The organism is Oceanobacter mangrovi (genome assembly GCF_019740315.1).
Taxonomy (GTDB): Bacteria; Pseudomonadota; Gammaproteobacteria; order Pseudomonadales; family Oceanobacteraceae; genus Oceanobacter; species Oceanobacter mangrovi.
Genome location: NZ_JAHXZR010000012.1, coordinates 78611 through 100268 on the forward strand (window position 1 = coordinate 78611; position 21658 = coordinate 100268).

Sequence of the window (21658 nt, forward strand, 5' to 3'; positions counted from 1 at the left end):
AGTGCTTCTATCAGAACATGTATCAGAACTGCTCGGGCCGGCGGAATTTCAGCGTCATACGATCACTTTCACCAATCGCCAGGTACTTCTGTTTGTCGGTATCGCCCAGTCGCAGTGACGGCGGTAATGTCCAGACCCCTGCCGGGTAATCGGCACTGTCTTTGGGGTTGGCGTTGATTTCACTGCTGGCGACCAGCTGGAAGCCTGCCTGTTTTGCCATCTTGATCACGTACGACTGTTTCATATAGCCGCTGCTGTCCTGTGCCGAATCAGGACGGTCTTCCGGTAATCTGTGCTCAACCACACCAAGAATGCCACCGGGTTTGAGGGTCTGGAAGAAACCGGCGAGGGTGGCTGCCACCGTTTGGTCACCGCCCTCCATATACCAGTTGTGGATGTTCCTGAAGGTCAGGATGCGATCGGCACTGCCTGCTGGTGCAATTTCCAGTAGTTCTGGTGGATGAAAGACGGTGACCTTGATGTTGCCGTATTGTGCAGGGTTGGCAATGAACTGCTGGTTGAATGATGCCAGCGAACGAGCGTAATAGGCGGGTCCGCCAGCGGGGTCAAAATGAGCGGCATAGTATTGGCCGTGATCCTTGAGGTAAGGCGCCAGGATGCGACTATACCAGCCACCGCCAGGCCAGATCTCTACCACGGTCATGTCGGGGGAGACGTCAAAGAACTCCAGGGTTTGCTGTGGATGGCGCTGATCATCCCGATCCTGCTGACGCAGTGGTGAGGCGATGACCGCTGCTAACGCCGCTTCGTCGACCTGTGTTGTTGTTCCTTCCTGCGCCAATACCGGCGTTGCCAGAGCGCCAAGGCTGGTGGCCAACAGCGCCAGTGCGATGCTTTTGCTGAATTCGCGATTAATCACCTGCTTGTCTTTCATCATTTATTCCCTGAACCTGTGCATCCGACAAGGTATGCAGTTGTATCAATAACTGCCTGAAATCGATATTAATTTGTGATCAAGGTTAAAAGCTGAGGGATGAGTAATGGAAGCTGGCTTGGCAGAACAGTGTATTTGCCTCAGAGTGGCTGCTGCTTTTACAGGAAGGGAATTCAGGAATTTATGGATTGGAATACAACCGTTACCGCAGACGGGTATGTACGTGACCCGGACTGTGGCGTCGCTTTAATCGCCCCGCGTTTGCAACTGGATTATTGGCATCGCCAGAGTTGCCGTATTCGTGCCGGAGTGACTGCCTACGAAGCGTATCAGCTGACGACCAGCCATAATCCTGCCTGGTTACGGGGCGCTTTCTGGATTCGGGATCGAATCAGTGCCCTGGCAGGCGTTGAGAAAATCGGTGGTTTCAACGATAGCAGACCAACAGTTGCGCCGAAGGTAGGCGAAAAACTCGATTTTTTCAGGCTGGTGTTAATAACAGATAACGAGCTGCTGTTGACGTCGGAAGATCGTCATTTAGGGGTGCTGATTTCGTTCGGGATTGCCGAACTGGATGAAGAATTCAGTCTGTTAACGGTGACTGCCAGCGTTAAAAATCGCAACCGCTTTGGCAAACTTTATATGTTGCCAGTAGGATCTGCGCACAAGTGGATTGTGAACAGCATGCTGAAAAATATCGCGGTCTGAATCAATACATCAGATGACGGAGTGCGGGCGTTCTGCCCGCATCCCGTCGCCGTAAACCAGTGATTCTGTAGCCGCGTCGCGGGTTACATGCTGGTCTTCAGCTCTTCCCAGTACTTGTTGTACAGAGCAGTTGCTTCATCACCCACGTCTTCCTGGAATTCACCCTTGCTGATGATTGCCTGGGACGGGAAGATGATCGGGTTGTTGCGGGTCTCTTCGTCCAACAGCTCCAGTGCATCCTTGTTGGGGGTGGCGTAGCCGATGTAATCGACGGTGCGGGCGGCAATTTCCGGACGCAGCATAAAGTTGATGAACTGGTGCGCGGCATCCTTGTGTTCGGCGTTAGCCGGGATGGCAAAGCTGTCGACCCACAGAATCACGCCTTCAGACGGGTAGATGTAGTCAATTTCCGGCATCTCTTCCTGCGCCATGATGACTTCACCATTCCAGATCATGCCGAGATTCACATCACCGGCCATATACGGCTCACGTGGAGCATCGGAGTTAAAGGTCAGCACGTTGGGCATCAGGGTTTTCAGCAGCTGATAAGCCTGTTCAATTTCTTTGGGGTCGCGGGTATTGGCGGAGTGACCCTGAATTGCCAGCGCCATCTGGAATACTTCACGCACATCGTCGGTCAGCAGCAGACTGCCGAGCCATTTGCTGTCCCACAGATCGTTCCAGCTGGTGATGGAAGACTTTTCGATTTCATCGGTATTGATGCCAATGCCGGTGCTACCCCAGGTGTAGGGGATGGAGTACTGGTTGCCCTTGTCGTAGGGCTTATTCAGCAGGCTGGTGTCGAGGTGCTTGAGGTTACTCAGCTTGCTCTGGTCGATTTTCGCCAACAGGCCTTCTCGAGCCATTTTCGAAATGTAGTAGGACGACGGTACCACGATGTCGTAGCCTTTGGCGTTCTGGATCTTGATCTTGGAGTACATCACCTCGTTGCTTTCATAGGTGTTGTACTCAACCTCGATGCCGGTCGCTTCGGTAAATTCTTCCAGTACTCCGTCTGGAATGTATTCACTCCAGTTGTAGATTACTACCTTGTCAGCCGCGTTGGCGGCGACAGCGGCCAGCAGTGCAGCCGCGGCCGACACGTTGCGAAACAGCGAAGTCAAAGTCATTGGTTTTTCTGCCTTTTAATGAGCCAGGTGGTTACAGCAACCAGCGTCAGTGACAAGACCAACAGCAGGGTCGCCAGTGCGTTTACTTCGGGGGATACGCCCACTTTCACCATGGAAAATACGCGGATTGGCAAGATCTCAAAACCCGGCCCGGTCACGAAAGAGCTGATAATCACGTCATCAAGCGACAGGGTAAAACTCAGCAGCCAGCCTGCCAGTACCGCCGGGGCCATCAAGGGCAGGATAATCACCCGGAAAATCCGTGCTTCACTGGCGCCGAGGTCCTGCGCGGCTTCGAGAATATTGGGGTCGAGGCTTTTCATCTGGGCGTAAACGGTAATCACCACAAACGGCAGACAAAAGGTAATGTGGGCGATCAGCAGTGACCAGAATCCCAGCTGGATACCGAGAGCGATAAAAATAATCAGGAAGGTAATCGCCAGCACGATATCGGGTGACATCATCAGCACAAACAACAGTGAGCTGGTGGCACTCTTAAGCGGGAAACGATAACGATGAATCGCCAGCGCCATCAGGGTGCCGATCAGGGTTGCTGCGGTGGCGGCAAGGGCTGCGACCAGCAAGGAGTGGCCGAACGCCTGCATCATGGCATTGTTGTCGAACAGCTCCTGATACCACTTGAGTGAAAAGCCGGCCCAGTTATGACCGTATTTCGACTTGTTGAACGAGTTGGTCACCAGCACCGCCATCGGCAGATACAGGTACACAAACACCAGCCCGATAAACAGCCATTTGAACAGGCGTCCAGTTATGGCGCGGGGGTCAGAGATTCTGGTCATCCATGCCTCCTTGTTTCTGGACGTACTGGTTGGCCTTGTAATAGAGCCACAATAACAACCCCATCAGCACAATCAGGAACACACTGAAGGCTGAGCCAAACGGCCAGTCGCGGGCCACCAGAAACTGGTTTTTTATGACATTCCCGAGCAGCAGGCTGCGGGCACCACCGAGCAGGTCGGCAACGTAGAACATGCCCATGGCAGGCAGGAACACAATCAGGCAACCGGCAATCACGCCCGGCATGGTCAGCGGCAGAATGATGTGGCGAAAGCGATGGAAGGCATTGGCGCCAAGATCCTTGCCGGCTTCCAGTAACGACTGATCGAGTTTATCGAAGCTGGCCATCAGCGGCAGCACCATAAAGGGCAGCAGGATGTATACCAGCCCGAAGATCACCGCAAAATCCGTGTACAGCAGCTGCACCGGCTTGTCGACGATGCCAGTACTCACTAACACCAGGTTGAACAGGCCTTTTTTACCCAGCAACATCTTGATGGCGTAGATGCGAATCAGGCTGTTGGTCCAGAACGGAATCACCATCATAAACAGCAGAATGGCGCGCAGTGCCGGCGTCATGCGCGACAGCAAAAATGCAAATGGATAACCAATGCCAAGGGCAATCACGGTGGTAATGCCAGACAACACCAGGCTGTCCCAGAATACCCCGGCATAGGTGTCATCGAGTACCTTGAGGTAGTTATCCAGCGTGATCGGCCAGATAGCAAAGTTGTCGGCATCGGCGGTCAGGAAGCTGGTACCGACCACCATCAGGTGTGGCAGCAAGACAAAGATGCTGAGCCAGCTGATGGTCAGGGTAATGACCAGACGGCGGAAGTTGAGGTTGGCTATGAAAGCTTTCATGGTCAGCTTAACTCGTCAGCCTTGATGACGTGCTCCCAGCCATGCACCCAGTTGACCCACACTCGCTGGTTGATCTTGTAGGCGAAATCCGGATCGTCCTCGTTGAAAAATTCGCTGGCTTGCACGGTGACGCCGTTATCCAGCCGGATCACCGAATCCAGTGTCTTGCCGGTGTAGTTGCTTTCGACAACTTCGCCGATCATGCCATCCGCCTCGTTGGCATCTTCGAGGTATTCGATACGCAGGTCTTCCGGCCGCAACAGCACATGAACCTTGTCGCCTGGTTCCAACCGCTGGTTGGCATGGATGACCCACTGCTTGTCGTGGATCTGGGCCAGATACTGGAAGTCGTCGCGGGCTTCGATAATGGTGGCGTCGAAGACGTTGATCTCACCGATAAAACGCGCCACAAACAGGTTGCGCGGTGACTCGTAGATTTCCCGTGGCGTGCCGACCTGTTGTGGCTGGCCGTTGTTCATCACCAGTACCCGGTCTGACATCGACAGGGCTTCTTCCTGATCGTGGGTCACATAGATAAAGGTAATGCCGAGCTGACGCTGGATGCGCTTCAGCTCAATCTGCATTTGTTTACGCAGCTTGTAATCGAGTGCCGACAGCGATTCATCCAGCAGCAGCACCTTGGGCTGGTTGACGATGGCACGGGCAATTGCCACCCGTTGCTTCTGGCCGCCAGACAACTGGTGCGGCTTGCGCTGTTCAAAGTCTGTCAGCTGCACTACGGCCAGCGCTTCCCTGACCCGGCTGCGGATATCCGCTTTCGCCACGCCAGCCATCTTCAGACCAAAAGCGACGTTGTCGAACACCGTCATATGCGGGAACAGGGCGTAGCTCTGGAACACGGTGTTGGTTGGGCGTTTTTCAGCTTCCAGACGGCTGATGTCGGTGCCATCAAGTACGATCTTGCCTTCATCCGGGGCTTCAAAACCGGCGATCAGCCGCAGGACGGTGGTTTTGCCGCAGCCGGAAGGTCCCAGTATGGTAAAAAATTCGCCGTCTTCGATGTTGAGGTCAAACTCATACAACACCGCATGGGAATCAAAACGCTTGGTAATCTGCTTGAGGGCTAAGAAAGAAGAGGAACTCACAGCTGAGCACTCCCTGCCAAAAGAAGGTGAATTTCAGTCAACTGTATCAGACCACGCAGGAACAATGAGGTTGGAGGCGCAGTAATTCGGGCAATGGTTGACCTGTTCTCTGACATAAAGAGCGTGGGAAACGATCGTTCCCCGAAAAAGAGCGCGCGACTATAACAGTCGTCGGCTGTGATGCAACCGTTGATCTTTATCGCCAATGGGCCTGCTACAGGAGATTGCTAAGAAATTGGTGGAGTGAAAACCTTGCCGACGCCGTCAGTGGCGAACAGGAAAAGTCAGCAGGCAAACTGAATAGCAAATTTACACTGTGTTTGTTTTCCTCTTGGTCATATTTTACGTAGCGATAATTACTGCGTGCTTGATCAAGAAATAGTCGAAAAGTTGTGCGGAAGGGCCTGAGATAGGCTTTTGCTGTTTATATGTCTTCCTTATACTGCGCGCCGCTTTTGCAGAGCCACATGGGGTGGCGCTCAGCCTACAAGGATATAGCTATGCGAAAACTATTATTGTTGCTCTCCGCAATCATTTCTTCGTCGGTACTTGCCGACCCTGCCACGCTCAAAATTCTTAACTGGGGCAATTATATCTCGCCCGAGGTGTTGGCGGAGTTTGAACAGCAGCAAAACGTCAAAGTCGAATACGTTGAGTTCAACAATGAAGAAGAATTCAAGTTCATGTTGTTTGACGATAACAGCGACTTTGATGTGGTGTTTCCATCATCACGCATCATCAATCAGCTCAGTTCCCGCCAGATCATCCAGCAGCTTGATGTTAGCCGGCTGCCAGCACTGGCCGATATTCGCCCGGAAATCCGCAGTCAGTTCCAGCGCCATGACGTTCGTGGTGACTATGGTGTGCCCTACATGTGGGGCACGACAGGGCTGGGAATCAATACCCGTTTGTTGGCGCAACAGGGCTTGGGGGAAAAGGATTATTCGCTGAAGTTGTTTGATGAAACAACCCGGCAGCAGGCTGCCCATTGTGGTATTGCGTTGCTGTATGAACGCGACGAGATTTTTGCGGCTGCTCTCAAATACATGGGGGCGTCGGTGAATACCGAGGACAGGGCGGTTTTATCCCGGGCGGGGGCCTTGGTGGGAGCGGCTCTGAAAGACGTCAGTTATTTGCACAGCACCCAGTACCTGGATGATCTGGCCGCAGGTAATGTCTGTGTCACGCTGGGATACAGTGGCGATATTCTTGGTGCAATCGAAGGGCATGATGAGCTGGCCTATATCATTCCACCAGAAGGTGCGGCCATGTGGATTGACGTGATGGCGATTCCAGCCAGGGCCCGTAATCTTGAGCTGGCCTACCAGTTCATTAACTTCCTGATGAAGCCGGAAACGGCAGCCCAAAACTCCAACTATCTGGACTACCCAACGGTCATGAACTCATCATTGCCGTTGATCAACCCGGATGTGCTGAATAATCCCGGCATTTATCCGCCACTACAGCTACAGGCGTCATTGGAAACACTGAGTCCGGTCGGGACGACAGCCAACAAACGCATGAACAAGGAATGGGTAAAGTCAGTGTGTGCCAGTGGCAAATATTGCACTGTGCCGGTCAGTGCCTACTTTTGACAGACTCTGCAGGCGTACATCAAGAACCAGCAGACAGCACTGCTGGTTCCCTACCGGTTTATTACTGCCGAACCGCCCAGAACTCCACCTCCAGACCCTCATTCTCTCCGGCGATATGGAAGGCAAATCCGCCAGAGGTTTTCAGCGATTGCCACTGCTCACCCTGACTGTCCAGTTCGAAGTAGACAAAGCCTGAGTGGTAAGGGATTTCTCGGGGGGCAACCGGAATTACCGATAATCCAATACCGCTGAGCTGGTTGTTGACCAGGTTGCGAATGGTTTCGACGGAACCGACTTTCACATGCTTGGGCATGTATTCACGCAACTTGTCGGTCGACATATCCGCCTTGATTGCCAGAATAAACCGCGCCTGGGTAATCAGGCTATGGTCAGCAATGCGGGACACAAAGATACCGTACTTGTGCTGTTCGACTTTCTGCGGAATTGCGGTTTGCTCCAGTACTGTACTGAGGTACTTGCCCAAATGATCGACTGCCATCTGATAACACTGCTGCAGGTTCTCGTGTTGATAGTCGGGTTCCAGTCTGGGTCTGCGCTCCAGTGTGGTAAAGGTAGCCAGTTCACCAGTCAGACCCAGTAGTTCACGATACAGGGCTTCCGGGTGTAGTTGTGGAATCTGGCTCATATGGCGCAGGCGCGGTTCGTAGCGGTTAAGCATCTGCAGCAACATGAAGTCGGCGATCGCTGACGATCCCCCTTCCTGATTGGAAGCCGCAAAACGGTGGGCCAATACATCTGCCCGCTGCTTGACCAGACCGATGGTATTGGTCAGATGGTGTTGTAATTGGCCATTACAGCGAATCGCCAATACGGGCGGGATATATTGCTTGTCGAGAATCACAGCACCTTCAGCGGTGACTTCCTGAATACGGGCCAATGGCAGGCAACTGAAACCACCAAGTTCTTCACGTTCCAGTGCCAGCCGGAACTGCAGGCTGGCAAGGTCAACGGCTTCAAAATCGCTGTTGTTGCTGCAGTAGTCATAAACATCCCGGGTCTGGATGCCATAACGGGTGATGCTTTCGGAATCATCATGACCGGCAACGTATTTATTGCCAGGCTGGTAGATTGGCAGAATCAGGTAGATAAGCTGGTTACGGACGTTGCGGTCGATTTCCAGTGGCCTGGGCAATGAGGCATCGCGTGGCAATTCAAACGGACAACCGTCCGGCATGATGCCTCGCGCCCGTGACAGTCCGATCTGGCCATTGTTGAGCAGGCTGAGATCCAGGCTGAGATCCAGAAACCCCCACATAAAAGGAGCAATGGCGCGGGCGCGTTGTTCAATGCGAGCTTCCAGATAGCGTTCCTGCTGCTGGAAATGATGAGGAAACAGGTACAGGCTTTCCAGCCAGGCAACCTTGTTGTCATTACTCATGAGTCACGGATTCCATAACGTGTGCAGTTAAGAGCAAGGCTCTGTTCGGTGAGATTCAGGACTGGGTGTCTTCCCTGAAGCTGGTCTTTTCTTCGGCCGGGTCCTTGCGTTGAAGCGCCGTGTCGGGATCGCCGTCCAGTACGTCATCGGCGCTGATCGTGACCGCGTGGGTGTAGTGGCCATATGACTTGATGTCATAAACAAACTTCCAGTGACTGGCATCCAGATTACGGAATGCGGCAACGACAGCAATATGGGTTGCCTTGGCCGTCAAGGGTACTTTCTGCAGAACGGACTCACCGGGTTGTAAAATCAGTTCATCCATCGACAGTAACTCATCACTGAGCAGCTCTTCGCCGTGGAAATAGATTTCGTCAAAACTCATGTTGTCAAAGGTCGTTCGAGAACTGAGCTGATAGATACGCACCTGTACGGGTGAGGATCGGCCACTGCCATCCGGGTTGACATCTTCTGTGGCAATCAACCTGATCTGATCGAAGGGTTTCCAGACGGTTGTAACGACGGAACAGCCAGAGGTCAGGGCAAATGATAAAAGTGCTGCGCTAAGCAGCCTGTATCGAGTTATAAATTTCATGAATATCACTATCGTTTGGCTCGGCGAGCAGTGAGTTGCAGGATGCGTTTTTCAAAAGCCTTGTGGATATCATCCCGAATCCGGTCATTGGCCCTGGGCCAGTATTTCTCGTAAAAAGCCCATCTTTGGGCCGCAGGAGAGAGTTTGTTGCGGAATTTCAGGTTGGCCTGTTGCAGGCCGCTCTCGGGTTGGGGTTGCTGAGCATAAGCCAGTTCGACTTGCTCTGGTGCCAGACTGTTGGTTGCCAGGGCAATAGCCTCAACGGTTTGCTGTTCCAATGCCTGTTGATCTTCGATCATGGCTTCGGTGCTGTGCAGCAATATCGACGGGATTGACTTACGGCTGCTATGGCGGCTGTCGAGCAGGATCTTGATCAGTGCATCGCCGTCAGGAATGTCACACACGGGGTCCTTTGACAGCTCTCTGGCAACGGCCGGTGCGTCCAGGCACAAACGACTTTTGAGCTCTCGTTGCGCATGCAGCGCTTTCAGAGTGGTGTCTGCCAACACTCGTAAGGTTTGCCCTATGACCTCCAGCTGGTCAGCATTGACGTCCGCTGCCTGTAATTGATCGCCGATACGCATGCCTTTTAGTAAGGAAGCAACCAGCTTGTGCTGTTGTTGATTAAATGACAGGACATCGGCACGGCGTTGTTGATCGGCCTTGCGGGTGGGTTCATCGACCGGCGCACTGACAGCTTCTGCTGGCAGATCCCAGTTCTCCGGAATCAGGGCTGCTGGTGGCGTAAAGTGGTCGGAGCCGGATGCCGTAAAGACGGTGGTTTCGCTATTGCCGGGTTGAGCGGGTTTACGAACCGGGTCTGCCAACACCTCTCTGGTTGCTTTCTTCAGCTGTGGTTTCTGGGGCGGTATGGAAACATCCGCACTGACCTGGAGCTGGAAGGGGCCTATGTTGAACAGCTCTCCGGGTTTCAGCAGGTGCTGCTGGCGCGGGGAGAGATTGCTGCCTTTTGAAACCAGATAAATGCCGTTGGCTGAGCCAGCATCTTCCAACAGATAGTTACCATTATCGTAGCGCACGATAGCGTGAACCCGAGACACGATCTTTTGATCGCAGGGCAGGGACATTTGACAGTCGGGGTTGCGGCCGATCTTGACATCAGACTGCCCCAAGGCAATTTCCCGTTTAAATCTCGTATCTGTTCTATGGGCAATAAGTTTTAATTCCATTTTTACCGACCAGGACATTACAAATCTTGAAGAAACAGCGCCCTCGAATTCAACCACAATCCGTGGTGTTGAATTTTTGGGAACATCATCACGTAACTAATTTGAACTGATAGACATATTAATATCTCGTTTTATTTTAAAGATATGGTGTTTAAAACCAGTTGGCAAGCAGGGTGTGATCTGGTTTTTATTTGAAGTGTTAGCTGGTTTTATCTTTGATTTCGATTTTGAGAAGCTAATCAAGTATTCGAATGTTTTTACATTTTTTGGCGTGAAATCATTGAACTGCTTGAGAATAATATGAGTCTTCATGATGGGGTTCGGAATAGATGGACTTAATTTTCTGATCATAAAGATTCTTATATAAAGAAGCCTTCAAGTATGGAAGCTATTGAAAGTAAAAATGTTTTCAGGATCTATGGTACTCCTGAAAGTAGTGGGTCGGAGCTCAGGGAGGGGGATGTTCTTGGGCGTCGTTATATGCTCATGAAACTCCTTGCAGAAGGTGGTACCAGTCTGATATATCGCGCACGTGATATGTTGGCGATAACTGGTCCAGATGATGGTCAGAGTCATATAGCTCTAAAAGTTATTAAGCCAGATATGGCTTCGTATGCTGAAGATCTGGCCTTCTATGAGTCTTTGTCTACGAGACATTTGTCTCACCCTAATATCGTTAAGGTTTTCGATTTTCACAGGGATAACGGTCTGTCGTTTGTTTCGATGGAGTTGTTGGAGGGTGAGTCGGTAGCTCAGCTTATGCGTCGATATCCTGATGGTGGGCTGGAGAAAAGCAAGGCATATCGCATCTTTAATGAAGTCTGTCAGGCCCTGGAATATGCGCATGGCAAGGGGATTATTCACTCTGATATCAAGCCGAGCAATGTACTTGTCCTGGAAGATGGCAGTATCAAGGTGATTGATTTTGCCACCTCTCGTTCTTTTCTTGAGGCTGGTGTTCGTCAGAATGCGACTGCGGGCAGTTATTTCGGTTACACACTTTCTTACGCCAGTCCGGATATTTCCCGTTCTCTGGAAGCTGATCCTGCTGATGACGTGTTCTCGCTTGGCTGTTTGCTGTTTGAAATGCTGGCGGGAAAGCACCCATTTGGACGCAAGCCATCGTCTGAATTGACGGAAGCGGATATGCCGAAGCGGCCCGCCTCGATCAGTTTATGGACCTGGATGGTGCTGCAGAAAGCGTTGCATCCGGAACGTAGTCGGCGAATCGGCTCTGTGGCCAGTTTTCGTCGCCTGATTCGCGCCACACGCAAGGTTGGTCCAGGGGTGGCAGCAGCCTCCACTCTGGTCATCGCATTGACTACCGGTGGTCTGTGGCTGAATGACTATGTTGATGGTCGCCAGCAATACCAACAGCAGCTGGTCGATGTCTATCAGCAACAACAACAACAACAAGCGCTACAGCAACGATTTGCAGCTTTGCCAGTGTCAGTGCGCCTTGAGTATCTGAATGAGTTGCAGCAAACCAATGAAAGCGGTCTGGCGCTGGTAAAGCCGATGCTGCTGGAGTCACTGGATAACAAGGTTGAACAGACTCTGGCAGCGGTTGACGGCGATGATGTGCCTGACTTCAACGCAATTGATACGGAAATTACAAGGCTGGCCGCAGTGTTGCCGGATTCCTTGCAGCTTGATCACGTTCGCCGGGATGTTTCTCAGCGTCGTGAGCAATTGATTGATCTTTATAACTATCGCCTTGCCCAGGACTGGTCGGACGCTGACTTCAGCACTGTCAGTGCCAATCGCATTGTTAAGAGTATGCAGCGTCTGCAGCAGCTGGATGGTCATTTTCCATGGGATGACGCCTATCTGGAGCACTATCGCCAGATGGTTTCTGAGGCACTTGAGCAGCAGGATTTTGTGCAACTCGGGCAGCTGTACAGCTTTGCTGAAGTGGTACAGCAAGGATTCCCGGTGGTGGCCAGCGTTTGGCAGGCGCTGCCAGCCGAAACGCTCGATCATGCCAGGGCGCTGTTGGCGTTTCTGGATCAGCGTTCGCAGCTGGAGGTTGATGGCGATGCCAGTACGCTGGCGTATCCCGACGATTCGGTACGCTTCCTGGCGGCCGAAGAGCTCACTACCTTGAGGGAGCAGCTATCCAAATCCTGGCTCGACAAACAGATCGTTGAGGTCTGGGAGCAAGTTGAGGCATTGGCGGATCGTTTTGCGATGCCGCCGCAATCTAAAGTACTGCAAGGGTTGGCTGACGCCATGTTGCTCAAGATTGACGCCAAGATGGCCTATCACAAACAGAAGGGTTACAGCGAATCCTATGCCCGCCTGGCATCACTGAAACAAACCGTAATGGATCGCACAGCAGCGGTCGGAGAAGCGTCCTGATGAGCTGTATTACTCTGGATGAAATTCAGCAATTGCTGATACCACTGGAACTGGATGAAGGTCCGGCAGGGCCAGACCTGCGTGACAATATTGCACCGGACTCCAGTTACCAGCTGTTGCGGGATGTGCGTACTACCGCACGCAATAACGAGCGCTCCGCATCCCAGCTGGGAGAGGAAAACTTTATCCAGGCGGATGACTGGCATCCCATTCTTGATCATGTACCTGGCGTGCTTCGGCAGGAAAGCAAAGATATTGAGATGGTTGCCTGGTACATCGAGGCACTGACTCGTAAATATGGTTTTCTGGGACTGGCGCGGGGTTATCGGCTGGCTGCCGGCCTGATCGAGGGGTTTGGTGAGCAGCTTTATCCTCGCCCGGATGAGGATGGCCTGACGACCCAGTTGGGGCCGTTGATTGGCCTTAATGGCTATGGCAATGAAGGCGCTCTGATCGTACCCATCAAATCCATCATCATCGCGAGTAGTGACAGTCTTGGCCAATTGGCGATCTGGCAGTACGAGCAGGCGCTGGAAACTGACCGGATTTCCGATGAAAAGAAAAAGGCTGCCCGCCTGAAGCAGGGAGTGCTGTCGAAAGCCGAAGTTGAGGCGGTTGCCAAGGGAACGTCGGTTGCCTTTCTCAAGGCTACTCGCAAAGCTCTCAGCGAAGCATTGGAAGCCTATCAATATTTTCAGCAAGTGTTGGATCAGTACGCAACTGATGACCCGCAGCCCTCGATGCAGGTACTCGATACGCTCAAGACCTGCGAGCAAATGCTGACCTATGTAGCAGGTGATCGTTTGCAGGAAGAGGAAATGGTCGCCGCAGAGCAGACGACAGAGGACGTAGCCGGAGACGAAACGGCAGAAGCCGTCAGTCCTCAGGCAGTTATGACGGCCGCTGTGATTGCCAATCGAAACGACGCTGTCAAAACCCTCCAGAAGGTGGCGGACTATTTTCGTCAGGCTGAACCGCATTCGCCTATTTCCTATTCGATTGAACAAATTATTCGCTGGAGCAACCTGTCCCTGCCGGAATTGATCGCACAGTTGATTCCGGACGATGGGGCGCGCCAGAAATTTCAAACTCTTTCCGGTATTCAACCCGGTGATACCGGCCAGTAAATGGAAACCGGCAACATCATGGAACAACTGTTAGGGAGTCCTCTATGGAAAGCATTCACAAAAAGCTGAACCGGGTGCGCAAGCCTCGGGTTCACATCAGTTACGACGTAGAAACCGAAGATGCGGTTGAAAAAAAGGAATTGCCGTTCGTCGTCGGCGTGATGGGCGATTTTTCCGGTGATCCAACCCAACCGTTGAAGCCATTAAAAGATCGACGTTTTGTGCAGATTGATCGGGATAACTTCAACGATGTTCTGAAAAGCATGACGCCAGGTCTCAGCTTCAAGGTGAAAAACACGTTGGAAAACGACGGCAGTGAATTTGCGGTCGACCTGAAATTCAACAGCATGACCGACTTTGAACCGGCAGCCATTGTGAACCAGGTAGAACCGCTGAAAAAGCTGATGGACACCCGTAACAAGTTACGCGACCTGTCGACCAAGGCGGACCGATCCGAGCAGCTGGAAGACATTCTTGAGCGGGTATTGAACAACCAGGCTGATCTGACCGAGCTGGCAGAAGCCCTGGGTACAGAAAAGGAGAGTTAAGCAATGACTGAAGCCGTGCAGGATGCCCCACAGGCAGAAGCCCAAACCCTGACCCTGTTCGAACAGGCGTTGCAGGCGACCAAACAAACCGAAGCGGACGATGCCAAGGAACTCCTCAAGGCTCTGACTGATGAGGCCATGAAGGGAACCGTCAGCTGGAACAAGAACCTGACGGTTACTTTCCGCAAGGCGATTGAAGCAATCGATGAAGCGATCAGCCAACAGCTGCGTGAAATCATGCATCACGAAAAATTCCAGAAGCTGGAAGGCAGCTGGCGTGGTCTGCACTATTTTGTGATGAACAGCGAAACCAGCAATACGCTGAAGCTGAAAGTCATGAATGCATCCAAACGTGATGTGGCCCGTGACCTTTCCAAGGCGGTCGAGTTTGATCAGAGCCAGACCTTCAAAAAACTCTACGAGAATGAATTTGGTACGCCTGGTGGTGAACCTTATGGCGCCCTGGTGGGGGATTTTGAATTCACCAACCATCCAGATGATATTGAGTTCCTCGGCAATATGTCGAATGTTGCGGCCGCCGCATTCTGTCCGTTCCTGACTGCTGCTGATCCAAAGCTGTTTGGTTTTGATAACTGGACTGAACTGTCCAAACCACGCGACCTGGCCAAAATTTTCGACTCGGCTGAATACATCAAATGGCGCTCATTCCGCGATTCCGACGATTCGCGCTTTGTCACCATGGCCATGCCGCGGGTACTGTCTCGTCTGCCATATGGGGCTGACACCAAGCCAATCGAAGAATTTGGCTATGAAGAAGTGGATCCACAGGGCAAGGCTGATCGTGAAGATTATTGCTGGTCCAACGCTGCCTACGTACTGGCGACCCGCCTGACTGCAGCCTTTGCCGAATATGGCTGGTGTACTGCCATTCGTGGTGCTGAAGGCGGTGGTCGGGTAGACAACCTGCCGGTTCATCTGACGACCACAGACGATGGTGATGTGGATATGCAGTGTCCAACCGAAATTGGTATTACGGATCGTCGTGAAGCGGAATTGAGCAGCCTGGGCTTTATGCCTCTGTCGCATTACAAGAACACTGACTATGCCGTGTTCTTCGGTGGCCAGACTACCCAGAAAGCGGCGGTTTACGCGAATCCGGATGCCACTGCCAATGCAGCAATTTCAGCGCGTTTGCCATATGTCATGGCGACCTCCCGTATCGCTCACTACCTCAAGGTGATGGCGCGTGACAAGGTTGGTTCATTCATGGAAGCCGAAGACATGCAGCAATGGCTGAACCGTTGGGTTAACGGCTATGTTAATGCCAGCGCGGAAGGTGGTCAGGATATGCGTGCCCGCTATCCACTGCGTGAAGCCAAAATCCAGGTCAAGCCAATCCCTGGCAAACCGGGTTCCTACAATGCTGTTGCCTGGCTGCGCCCATGGCTGCAAATGGAAGAATTGACGACGTCCTTGCGGATGGTCGCGCGTATTCCAGAAATCGTTGGCTAAAACGGCATAGGCCCCGCTGGCTGGCGGGGCCGCTAAACACTCTTCAATTCAGGCAAACGTCAGGCTGACCGTGATGAACGGTTGGCCGTGGTGTTTTTGCCGCAAACCAGGCTTCGGATACAGGGAAGATGAGCAATCTACGACAGCCGGACGGCAATACTGCCATTGCGTGTCTGGAACCAGTAGAACTGCCGCAGGCAAGGAATGCCGTGCGCCAGCCTGCTGCCGTGCCAATGGCGGAAAGCCACACCGACAAGGCGGTTGACTCAGCCTGGTTGCAGAAACTTGCCTTGCGTACCAGGTCGGAAGATTCCGGCCAGTTACAGTATTTGCTGCAACGCATGATGGTGGAAATCGAGGAGCGTGTTGCGCGTCAACTGGATGAGATTATCCATCATGAGCGTTTCAAGGCTTTGGAAGCGTCATGGCGCGGGCTGTTGTATCTGGTCGAAACCGAAGCGGATTACGACGAAGAGTTAATGGTCAAAATCCGGGTGATGGATATCAGCTGGGAAGACGCTGCCCGGGATTTGGGCCGTGCGATCGAGTTTGACCAGAGTTACCTGTTTCAGCGTATTTACAGCGATGAATTTGATACACCGGGCGGTGAGCCATTTGGCGTGCTGTTGGGGGATTATCGGGTTTCACACAAAACCCGTCGTACCAGCTCAATGGCCGACGTGGATGTACTGCGAGAAATGTCCCAGATAGCGACGGCTGCCCTGTGCCCGTTTCTGGTTGGTGTCGACAGTTCATTGTTTGGCCTCGACTCCATGAGCGAGCTGGCGAATATCGCGGATTACCACGATGTGTTCGAACAAACCGAATACCTGCGCTGGCGTAGCCTGAGGCAGATGGAGTCGACCCGTTTTGTTGGTCTGGTGATGCCGGATGTGTTGATGCGTCAGCCATGGCAACCGGATGAAACCCGCCCGGACCCTTTGCCTTATCGCGAGGGTATTCATCGGGGAGTGAGCGATTATCTCTGGGGCAATGCCTGTTATGCCATGGGTGGTGTGCTGATCCGGGCATTCGCCAACAATGGCTGGTTTGCTGATATCCGGGGCGGCACCCATGAATTTGGTGAAGGCGGCATTGTTCGCCAGATGGTGTATGGAGACTACGCCGAACGGCGCGAAGACGTTGCTCGCAAGCCCGCCACCATTGTGCAGATTGACGACTACCTGGAACGTGATCTCAGTGAATTGGGGTTCGTACCTTTGTGCAGCTATCACAGCAGTGAAGTGAGTGTTTTCTACAGTAACAGCTCGCTGCATCAACCACCGCGCATGAACACTGAAATTGCCAATACCAACGCCCGGATGTCGGCGATGATCCAGTACATGATGTGTGTTGCCCGTTTTGGTCATTACATCAAGATGATCGGCCGTAACAAGGTTGGCAGTTACATCAGCGCCTCGGATTGCCAGCGCATCCTGCAGAACTGGCTAAACCAGTACACCACGGCCAGTGAGGGTTCTTCGCCAGCTCTGAAAGCCCGCTATCCATTGTCTGAGTCCCGTGTGGAAGTACGGGAAGCACCGGGCAAGCAGGGCCATTTTACCTGCGTTATCTACCTTAAACCCCATTTCCAGCTCGACCAGCTGGTGTCCAGTATCAAACTGGTCACCGAACTGGCGGTCGGCTCAGTGGATTCTGGCGGTTGATCACAGCTACTAACGGATTAATGAGACAAACGATGACTACGGCACAAACACTTTATCGTGAAGGGAAATTGCAGTCGGCTGTTGAACAGGCGCTACAGGAAGTGAAAGACCAGCCAGCCAGTGCAACCGCCCGCGCCTTTCTGGCTGAGCTGCTGTGTATTCAGGGCGACTATCAACGGGCTGATAACCAGCTTAATACGCTGGTGACGCTGGAACCTGCCAGCCTGCTGATGGTGAATACCTGGCGCCAACTGATTCGGGCTTCGCAAGCGCGTCAGGACGTGTATCAGCGTAATGCCGTCCCGGCGGTGATTGACCAGCCGGGCCCTCGCATCGAAAACGCCCTGGGACTGCTGCTGGCACTGCAGGAACAAAATCTCGACAAGGCCAATGAATGTCTGGCCCGTGTTGATGCCAACACACCCGCTGACGAAGACAGCCCCTTTATCGTCAATGGTCAGCGAACCTGGTTGCGCGATCTGGATGACATTAACGCCGGCATTCTCGAAGTGATGGGCGCCAACGGCAAATACTTCTGGATTGAGTATGAGGATATTCGGGAGCTGAGGCTGCATCAACCGCAACGCCCTCTCGATGTCATCTGGCGCAAGGCAACGCTGGTGTTATCCAACGGTACCGAAGGTGAAGTCTTTATTCCGGCCATTTATCCCGACAGTGAAACCGACAGTCAATTGCTGGGGCTGTCAACTGACTGGCATGAACAGGGCGATGTGATGCGTGGCCAGGGGCTGCGCAACTGGTTGTGTGGCGAAGCGGTGGTGTCGATGAATGAACTGGACAGTGTTAACTGGGCTGTGCTGGTCGAAGCAGGTGAAGCCTGATGGCACGGGTTTCTGCCCATCAGCCGGTATTGCCATCGTTACTGGATCGGCTGATCGATGAAGACCCGTCTACACCATCGGATGACCATAAGACCAACAGCATGCTGTTAAAGGAAATGAAAGAAGGCGTGCGACGGGATCTGGAAAATCTGCTGAATACGCGTCTGGCTCATCAGTACCAGCTGGATCGACACCGCGAAGTAGAACATTCGGTCGTGAATTATGGCCTGCGCGACTTCAGCCATGTGCAGTTTGACTCCGAGGCGGATCGACAGCAGTTCCGCTGGAGCATAGTGCAGCTGATCGAGCGTTTTGAGCCACGGCTGCAGCGTGTGCAAGTCGATATGGTACCGGTCGGGGAAGACTACGAACGCACCTTGTACATCAAGATCGCGGGTATGTTGCTGGTCGAGCCGGATCCAGTACATATGATTCTCGACTCGCGGGTACGCACCATCGACCGGTCATTGCGGTTACGGGAGCTCAATCATGGATGACAAGCTGCTTTCCTACTACAACCGGGAACTGGCCTATATTCGCAAGGCTGGTGCCGAGTTTGCCGAACAGCACCCGAAAATTGCCGGTCGGCTGAGGCTCGACAAGGACATTGTTGAAGACCCGCATGTCTCACGCTTGATCGAGTCCTTTGCGTTTCTGACCTCTCGTATTCGGCGCAATATTGATGACAGTTTCCCGGAGCTGACCGAAGCGCTGATGGGGTTGTTGTATCCCGATTACCACGCGCCGGTACCGTCCTGTTCGGTGATTCAGCAGCGGGTGATTCCACAGATGGCGCACACTGCGCTGGTGCCGGCGCAAACCCGGATGGAATTGGGGAAAGGTGATACGGTCTGCCATTTCCGCACCTGTTTCGACAATACCGTATTACCGTTGACCATTACTGATGCGGCCTTCACGCCGATTCCGGTGAAAGCACCGGCGTTGCCATTTGAATTGTCCGAAGGGCGTTTACAGTCGGTTATGCGGGTCAATGTTGCGCCGCTCAAACTCAATGACCTGGCCAGCATTGAATCTGACAGCCTCAGGTTTTATATCCACGGACAGCCACAATTGGCGTTTCGCTTGTATGAATACCTGTTTCATAACCTGCTGGGCATTGCCGTGGCGCGTGACCCGCTGGCAACCGATGCGGTTTTCCTCTCAGCCGATGCCTTGCGGCCTGTCGGCATGGCTGATGATGAGGCACTGATCCCTTTCGATGGACGGACATCGAGAGGCCACCGGTTGTTATCCGAATTTTTTATTTTCCCCGAGAAATTCCTGTTTGCCGAATTGCAGGGTTTGAAATCCGTGTGGCAACAACTGCCGGAAGGGTTTCAGCTGTATTTTTACTTTGCAGATACAGACCCTGAGCTGGTGCAGGGCATTGATGGAAACACTTTGATCCCTGGTTGTACGCCGATTGTTAACCTGTTTGATGAAAAAACCGAACCGGTAAGAATGGCCAAAATCGGGGATGAATTCCGTCTCCGAATCGCACCTAACTACGGCCAGCTGGCAGATATTCATACGGTCAAACGGGTTAATGCTCGCCCGCCGCATGGTGAACGACTGGCTATCAGTCCTTTCTATGGTTCTCACAAGCAGCGTCGGCAAGCCAATGAGTCGGTGCAAATGTTCTGGAGTTTGCGGCGTGAAAACAGTTATTGGCACACCGGTCGTCCCAGTCGTGGTACTGACAGCTGGTTGGCGTTGGTGGACGATGGCTTTAATCCGCTGGAGGACCGCAAGGAGTGGGTGATTGAGGCCGACGTCGTCGCAACCAATCGGGATCTGCCTGGCAAGCTTCCCTTTGGTCCCGGAGAGCCGCGAGTGGCATTTTATGAGGGAGGGTCTGGTTTGCGCCAGAGCTGCCTGTTGCCACCAACTCCAGCCTTGCAACCCCGGTTGCAGGAAGCAACTCGCTGGCAATTGATTCATCACATTTCACTGCAGTGCTTCGGCGAGCGTGACGGTGTGGAGGTATTGAAGGAAGTGCTGCGGCTTTACGACCTGCAGGGCACCAAAAGCTCGGGAGCCATCATCAACGGCATTACCGGGCTGAGTACCGAGACGACGACCGCACGGATTATCCAGCAGGGCCGCGCCGCCTTGTGTCAGGGCACCCGGATTGTGCTTGAGTTCGATCCGCTGTTTGACAGCAGTAACAGCCTCTACTTGTTCAGTGCCTTGCTGAGCGAGTTTTTTGCCCAGTTGTGTGCCATGAACAGCTTCACCCAGCTGGTGGTCAAACTGCAGCACAAGCCACAGCCATATATCGAGTGGCCTCCCCGTAACGGGGCCCAGGTGCTGTTATGAGCCGGATGCCTGCTGCCACTGAACTGGTGGAGTTTTTCTCGTTGGTCAGAGAGCTGGAGCGCCAGGCCGGTGCCGGCTCACTGGAAGCTGGTCATGAACGGGTTTTGTTGGGGCAGGACGGTCCATCAACCAGGGAAGCCGTCAAGCTGCGCTCAACGGTTGGTATGGCATTCGCCAGCAATGCTGCAGAAATGGCCAACAAATCTGTCGGCCAGCGGCAGGAATTGATGGTTAGTTTTATGGGGCTGGCTGGCCCCAGTGGGGTGCTGCCGCAGCATTACACCCGCTTGCTGATGGAGCGAGGGCGTCATCGTGACAGCACGCTGGCAGATTTCCTTGATCTTTTTAACCACCGGCTGTTTTCGCTTTTCTATCGGGGCTGGCTGAAATATCGGCTGCCGCGTCAGTACGATCTTCACAATGGTCTGCACAGTCCGGACCCCTACAGTCGCACGTTGCGCAATCTGTCTGGCCAGATCAGTGATCAGGGCAGTCAAACCAGCCTCTATTACAGCGGCCAGTTCAGTCGCTCGATCCGTTCCGCTACCGCTCTGCAAGACATGCTGGCAGATTTTCTGGAACTGCCCGTGGCAGTAAAAAGTTTTGTTGGCCAGTGGTTGCCGGTCAGCCCAAAGGATCGTCTGAAAATCGGTAGTCGTGGCCGCGGACGCAATAACCAACTGGGAGCCGGCGTATTACCGGGACGGCGCTGCTGGGATGTGCAAAGCCGGATTGCGATTGAAATTGGCGAAATGGATACCCTGGCTTACGCCCGTATACGTCGTGGCACCGAGACTTTCGACGAGCTGGAACGACTGATTCGGCTGTACGTACCGAGCCAGATTTCCGTCGAAGTCCGGCTCAGGTTCCGCGATAGCAGTGACTCACTGCCAACCTTGTCTGGTGGTGCCCAACTGGGGCGTACCAGCTGGCTTAAACCGCGGGGTGGTACAGGCCTTATGGTGGAAAAAGTCAAACTCAACTGATCGCTGACGGTTTGGATTCGAACCTGCAGCACATGGAAGCAGCCTGACACCCGCA

At 53.1% G+C, this 21658-nt stretch carries 19 protein-coding genes; 11 read left to right on the forward strand and 8 right to left on the reverse strand.

The genetic code is table 11. The annotated features are described in order from the left end of the window. Positions 1–22: 22 nt before the first annotated feature. Complete coding sequence (locus K6123_RS20255; RefSeq protein ID WP_246624925.1) at positions 23–895, reverse strand: class I SAM-dependent methyltransferase; 873 nt, start codon at positions 893–895, stop codon at positions 23–25. Positions 896–1078: 183 nt separating this feature from the next. Between K6123_RS20255 and K6123_RS20260 the strand changes: the two genes are divergently transcribed. Further along, positions 1079–1603, forward strand: coding sequence for a DUF2867 domain-containing protein (locus tag K6123_RS20260; RefSeq protein ID WP_221801085.1), 525 nt, complete (start codon positions 1079–1081; stop codon positions 1601–1603). Positions 1604–1686: 83 nt separating this feature from the next. Here K6123_RS20260 and K6123_RS20265 read toward each other — a convergent pair whose 3' ends face one another. From K6123_RS20265 to potA, 4 genes are read right to left on the reverse strand one after another with little or no spacing between them, the layout of a single operon-like run. Then, a complete protein-coding gene (locus tag K6123_RS20265; protein WP_221801086.1) occupies positions 1687–2733 on the reverse strand; it encodes an extracellular solute-binding protein in 1047 nt (348 codons plus the stop codon). Continuing rightward, positions 2730–3533: a spermidine/putrescine ABC transporter permease PotC gene (gene potC, locus K6123_RS20270; protein ID WP_221801087.1), complete on the reverse strand. Its 804-nt coding sequence runs from the start codon at positions 3531–3533 to the stop codon at positions 2730–2732. The genes K6123_RS20265 and potC overlap by 4 nt, the downstream gene beginning before the upstream one ends. Further along, positions 3517–4395, reverse strand: a complete 879-nt coding sequence (gene potB, locus K6123_RS20275; protein ID WP_246624926.1) for a spermidine/putrescine ABC transporter permease PotB — start codon at positions 4393–4395, stop codon at positions 3517–3519. The genes potC and potB overlap by 17 nt, the downstream gene beginning before the upstream one ends. Before the next feature lie 2 nt (positions 4396–4397). Further along, positions 4398–5501 (reverse strand): spermidine/putrescine ABC transporter ATP-binding protein PotA, encoded by a 1104-nt coding sequence (gene potA, locus K6123_RS20280; protein WP_221801088.1) that lies wholly within the window; start codon positions 5499–5501, stop codon positions 4398–4400. Between the two features lie 500 nt (positions 5502–6001). On the opposite strand from potA, the gene K6123_RS20285 reads away from it, so the two are divergent. Continuing rightward, entirely contained in the window at positions 6002–7096 is a 1095-nt protein-coding gene (locus K6123_RS20285; RefSeq protein WP_221801089.1) for an extracellular solute-binding protein, read from the forward strand. A 61-nt stretch (positions 7097–7157) separates the two neighbouring features. On the opposite strand, the gene tssK is transcribed toward K6123_RS20285, so the two are convergent. Genes tssK through K6123_RS20300 form a run of 3 tightly spaced genes read right to left on the reverse strand, consistent with a single transcriptional unit; the run spans position 7158 to position 10298 of the window. Beyond that, a complete protein-coding gene (gene tssK, locus K6123_RS20290; RefSeq protein ID WP_221801091.1) occupies positions 7158–8495 on the reverse strand; it encodes a type VI secretion system baseplate subunit TssK in 1338 nt (445 codons plus the stop codon). Between the two features lie 55 nt (positions 8496–8550). After that, the gene (gene tssJ / locus K6123_RS20295; RefSeq protein WP_221801093.1) at positions 8551–9090 is read right to left on the reverse strand and encodes a type VI secretion system lipoprotein TssJ; all 540 of its coding nucleotides are present in this window, start codon (positions 9088–9090) and stop codon (positions 8551–8553) included. Between the two features lie 8 nt (positions 9091–9098). Further along, positions 9099–10298 carry a type VI secretion system-associated FHA domain protein gene (locus tag K6123_RS20300; RefSeq protein ID WP_343224022.1) on the reverse strand — a complete coding sequence of 400 codons (1200 nt, stop codon included), beginning with the start codon at positions 10296–10298 and terminating at the stop codon, positions 9099–9101. A 468-nt stretch (positions 10299–10766) separates the two neighbouring features. Here K6123_RS20300 and K6123_RS20305 point away from each other — a divergent pair, with 468 nt between their 5' ends. The 9 genes from K6123_RS20305 (at position 10767) to tssG (ending at position 21603) form a co-directional block, all read left to right on the forward strand. After that, positions 10767–12641, forward strand: coding sequence for a serine/threonine-protein kinase (locus tag K6123_RS20305; RefSeq protein ID WP_281423970.1), 1875 nt, complete (start codon positions 10767–10769; stop codon positions 12639–12641). Continuing rightward, positions 12641–13768: a type VI secretion system protein TssA gene (tssA, locus tag K6123_RS20310; protein WP_221801100.1), complete on the forward strand. Its 1128-nt coding sequence runs from the start codon at positions 12641–12643 to the stop codon at positions 13766–13768. Before K6123_RS20305 ends, tssA begins: the two co-directional genes overlap by 1 nt. Positions 13769–13812: 44 nt before the next feature. Further along, on the forward strand, positions 13813–14316 hold the full coding sequence (tssB, locus tag K6123_RS20315; protein WP_221801102.1) for a type VI secretion system contractile sheath small subunit: 504 nt from the start codon (positions 13813–13815) through the stop codon (positions 14314–14316). Between the two features lie 3 nt (positions 14317–14319). Then, complete coding sequence (gene tssC / locus K6123_RS20320) at positions 14320–15789, forward strand: type VI secretion system contractile sheath large subunit (protein ID WP_221801104.1); 1470 nt, start codon at positions 14320–14322, stop codon at positions 15787–15789. Positions 15790–15917: 128 nt separating this feature from the next. Further along, positions 15918–17456, forward strand: coding sequence for a type VI secretion system contractile sheath large subunit (gene tssC / locus K6123_RS20325; protein ID WP_221801106.1), 1539 nt, complete (start codon positions 15918–15920; stop codon positions 17454–17456). 32 nt (positions 17457–17488) lie between these two features. Continuing rightward, positions 17489–18298: a type VI secretion system accessory protein TagJ gene (locus K6123_RS20330; protein ID WP_221801109.1), complete on the forward strand. Its 810-nt coding sequence runs from the start codon at positions 17489–17491 to the stop codon at positions 18296–18298. Continuing rightward, positions 18298–18795: a type VI secretion system baseplate subunit TssE gene (gene tssE, locus K6123_RS20335; protein WP_221801111.1), complete on the forward strand. Its 498-nt coding sequence runs from the start codon at positions 18298–18300 to the stop codon at positions 18793–18795. Before K6123_RS20330 ends, tssE begins: the two co-directional genes overlap by 1 nt. After that, entirely contained in the window at positions 18788–20617 is a 1830-nt protein-coding gene (gene tssF, locus K6123_RS20340; protein ID WP_221801113.1) for a type VI secretion system baseplate subunit TssF, read from the forward strand. The genes tssE and tssF overlap by 8 nt, the downstream gene beginning before the upstream one ends. Beyond that, positions 20614–21603, forward strand: coding sequence for a type VI secretion system baseplate subunit TssG (tssG, locus tag K6123_RS20345; protein WP_221801114.1), 990 nt, complete (start codon positions 20614–20616; stop codon positions 21601–21603). The genes tssF and tssG overlap by 4 nt, the downstream gene beginning before the upstream one ends. The last annotated feature ends 55 nt before the right edge of the window (positions 21604–21658 follow it).

Bases quoted from the DNA above. Each gene is read 5' to 3' on its own strand.
- tssG (WP_221801114.1), top strand. From the start codon at position 20,614: ATGAGCCGGATGCCTGCTGCCACTGAACTGGTGGAGTTTTTCTCGTTG.
- K6123_RS20285 (WP_221801089.1), top strand. From the start codon at position 6,002: ATGCGAAAACTATTATTGTTGCTCTCCGCAATCATTTCTTCGTCGGTA.
- K6123_RS20330 (WP_221801109.1), top strand. From the start codon at position 17,489: ATGACTACGGCACAAACACTTTATCGTGAAGGGAAATTGCAGTCGGCT.
- tssC (WP_221801106.1), top strand. From the start codon at position 15,918: ATGAGCAATCTACGACAGCCGGACGGCAATACTGCCATTGCGTGTCTG.
- tssK (WP_221801091.1), bottom strand. From the start codon at position 8,495: ATGAGTAATGACAACAAGGTTGCCTGGCTGGAAAGCCTGTACCTGTTT.
- K6123_RS20300 (WP_343224022.1), bottom strand. From the start codon at position 10,298: ATGTCCTGGTCGGTAAAAATGGAATTAAAACTTATTGCCCATAGAACA.
- tssF (WP_221801113.1), top strand. From the start codon at position 18,788: ATGGATGACAAGCTGCTTTCCTACTACAACCGGGAACTGGCCTATATT.
- tssC (WP_221801104.1), top strand. From the start codon at position 14,320: ATGACTGAAGCCGTGCAGGATGCCCCACAGGCAGAAGCCCAAACCCTG.
- K6123_RS20255 (WP_246624925.1), bottom strand. From the start codon at position 895: ATGAAAGACAAGCAGGTGATTAATCGCGAATTCAGCAAAAGCATCGCA.
- tssA (WP_221801100.1), top strand. From the start codon at position 12,641: ATGAGCTGTATTACTCTGGATGAAATTCAGCAATTGCTGATACCACTG.
- K6123_RS20260 (WP_221801085.1), top strand. From the start codon at position 1,079: ATGGATTGGAATACAACCGTTACCGCAGACGGGTATGTACGTGACCCG.
- K6123_RS20265 (WP_221801086.1), bottom strand. From the start codon at position 2,733: ATGACTTTGACTTCGCTGTTTCGCAACGTGTCGGCCGCGGCTGCACTG.
- tssB (WP_221801102.1), top strand. From the start codon at position 13,813: ATGGAAAGCATTCACAAAAAGCTGAACCGGGTGCGCAAGCCTCGGGTT.
- tssJ (WP_221801093.1), bottom strand. From the start codon at position 9,090: ATGAAATTTATAACTCGATACAGGCTGCTTAGCGCAGCACTTTTATCA.
- potC (WP_221801087.1), bottom strand. From the start codon at position 3,533: ATGACCAGAATCTCTGACCCCCGCGCCATAACTGGACGCCTGTTCAAA.
- tssE (WP_221801111.1), top strand. From the start codon at position 18,298: ATGGCACGGGTTTCTGCCCATCAGCCGGTATTGCCATCGTTACTGGAT.
- potB (WP_246624926.1), bottom strand. From the start codon at position 4,395: ATGAAAGCTTTCATAGCCAACCTCAACTTCCGCCGTCTGGTCATTACC.
- K6123_RS20305 (WP_281423970.1), top strand. From the start codon at position 10,767: ATGAAACTCCTTGCAGAAGGTGGTACCAGTCTGATATATCGCGCACGT.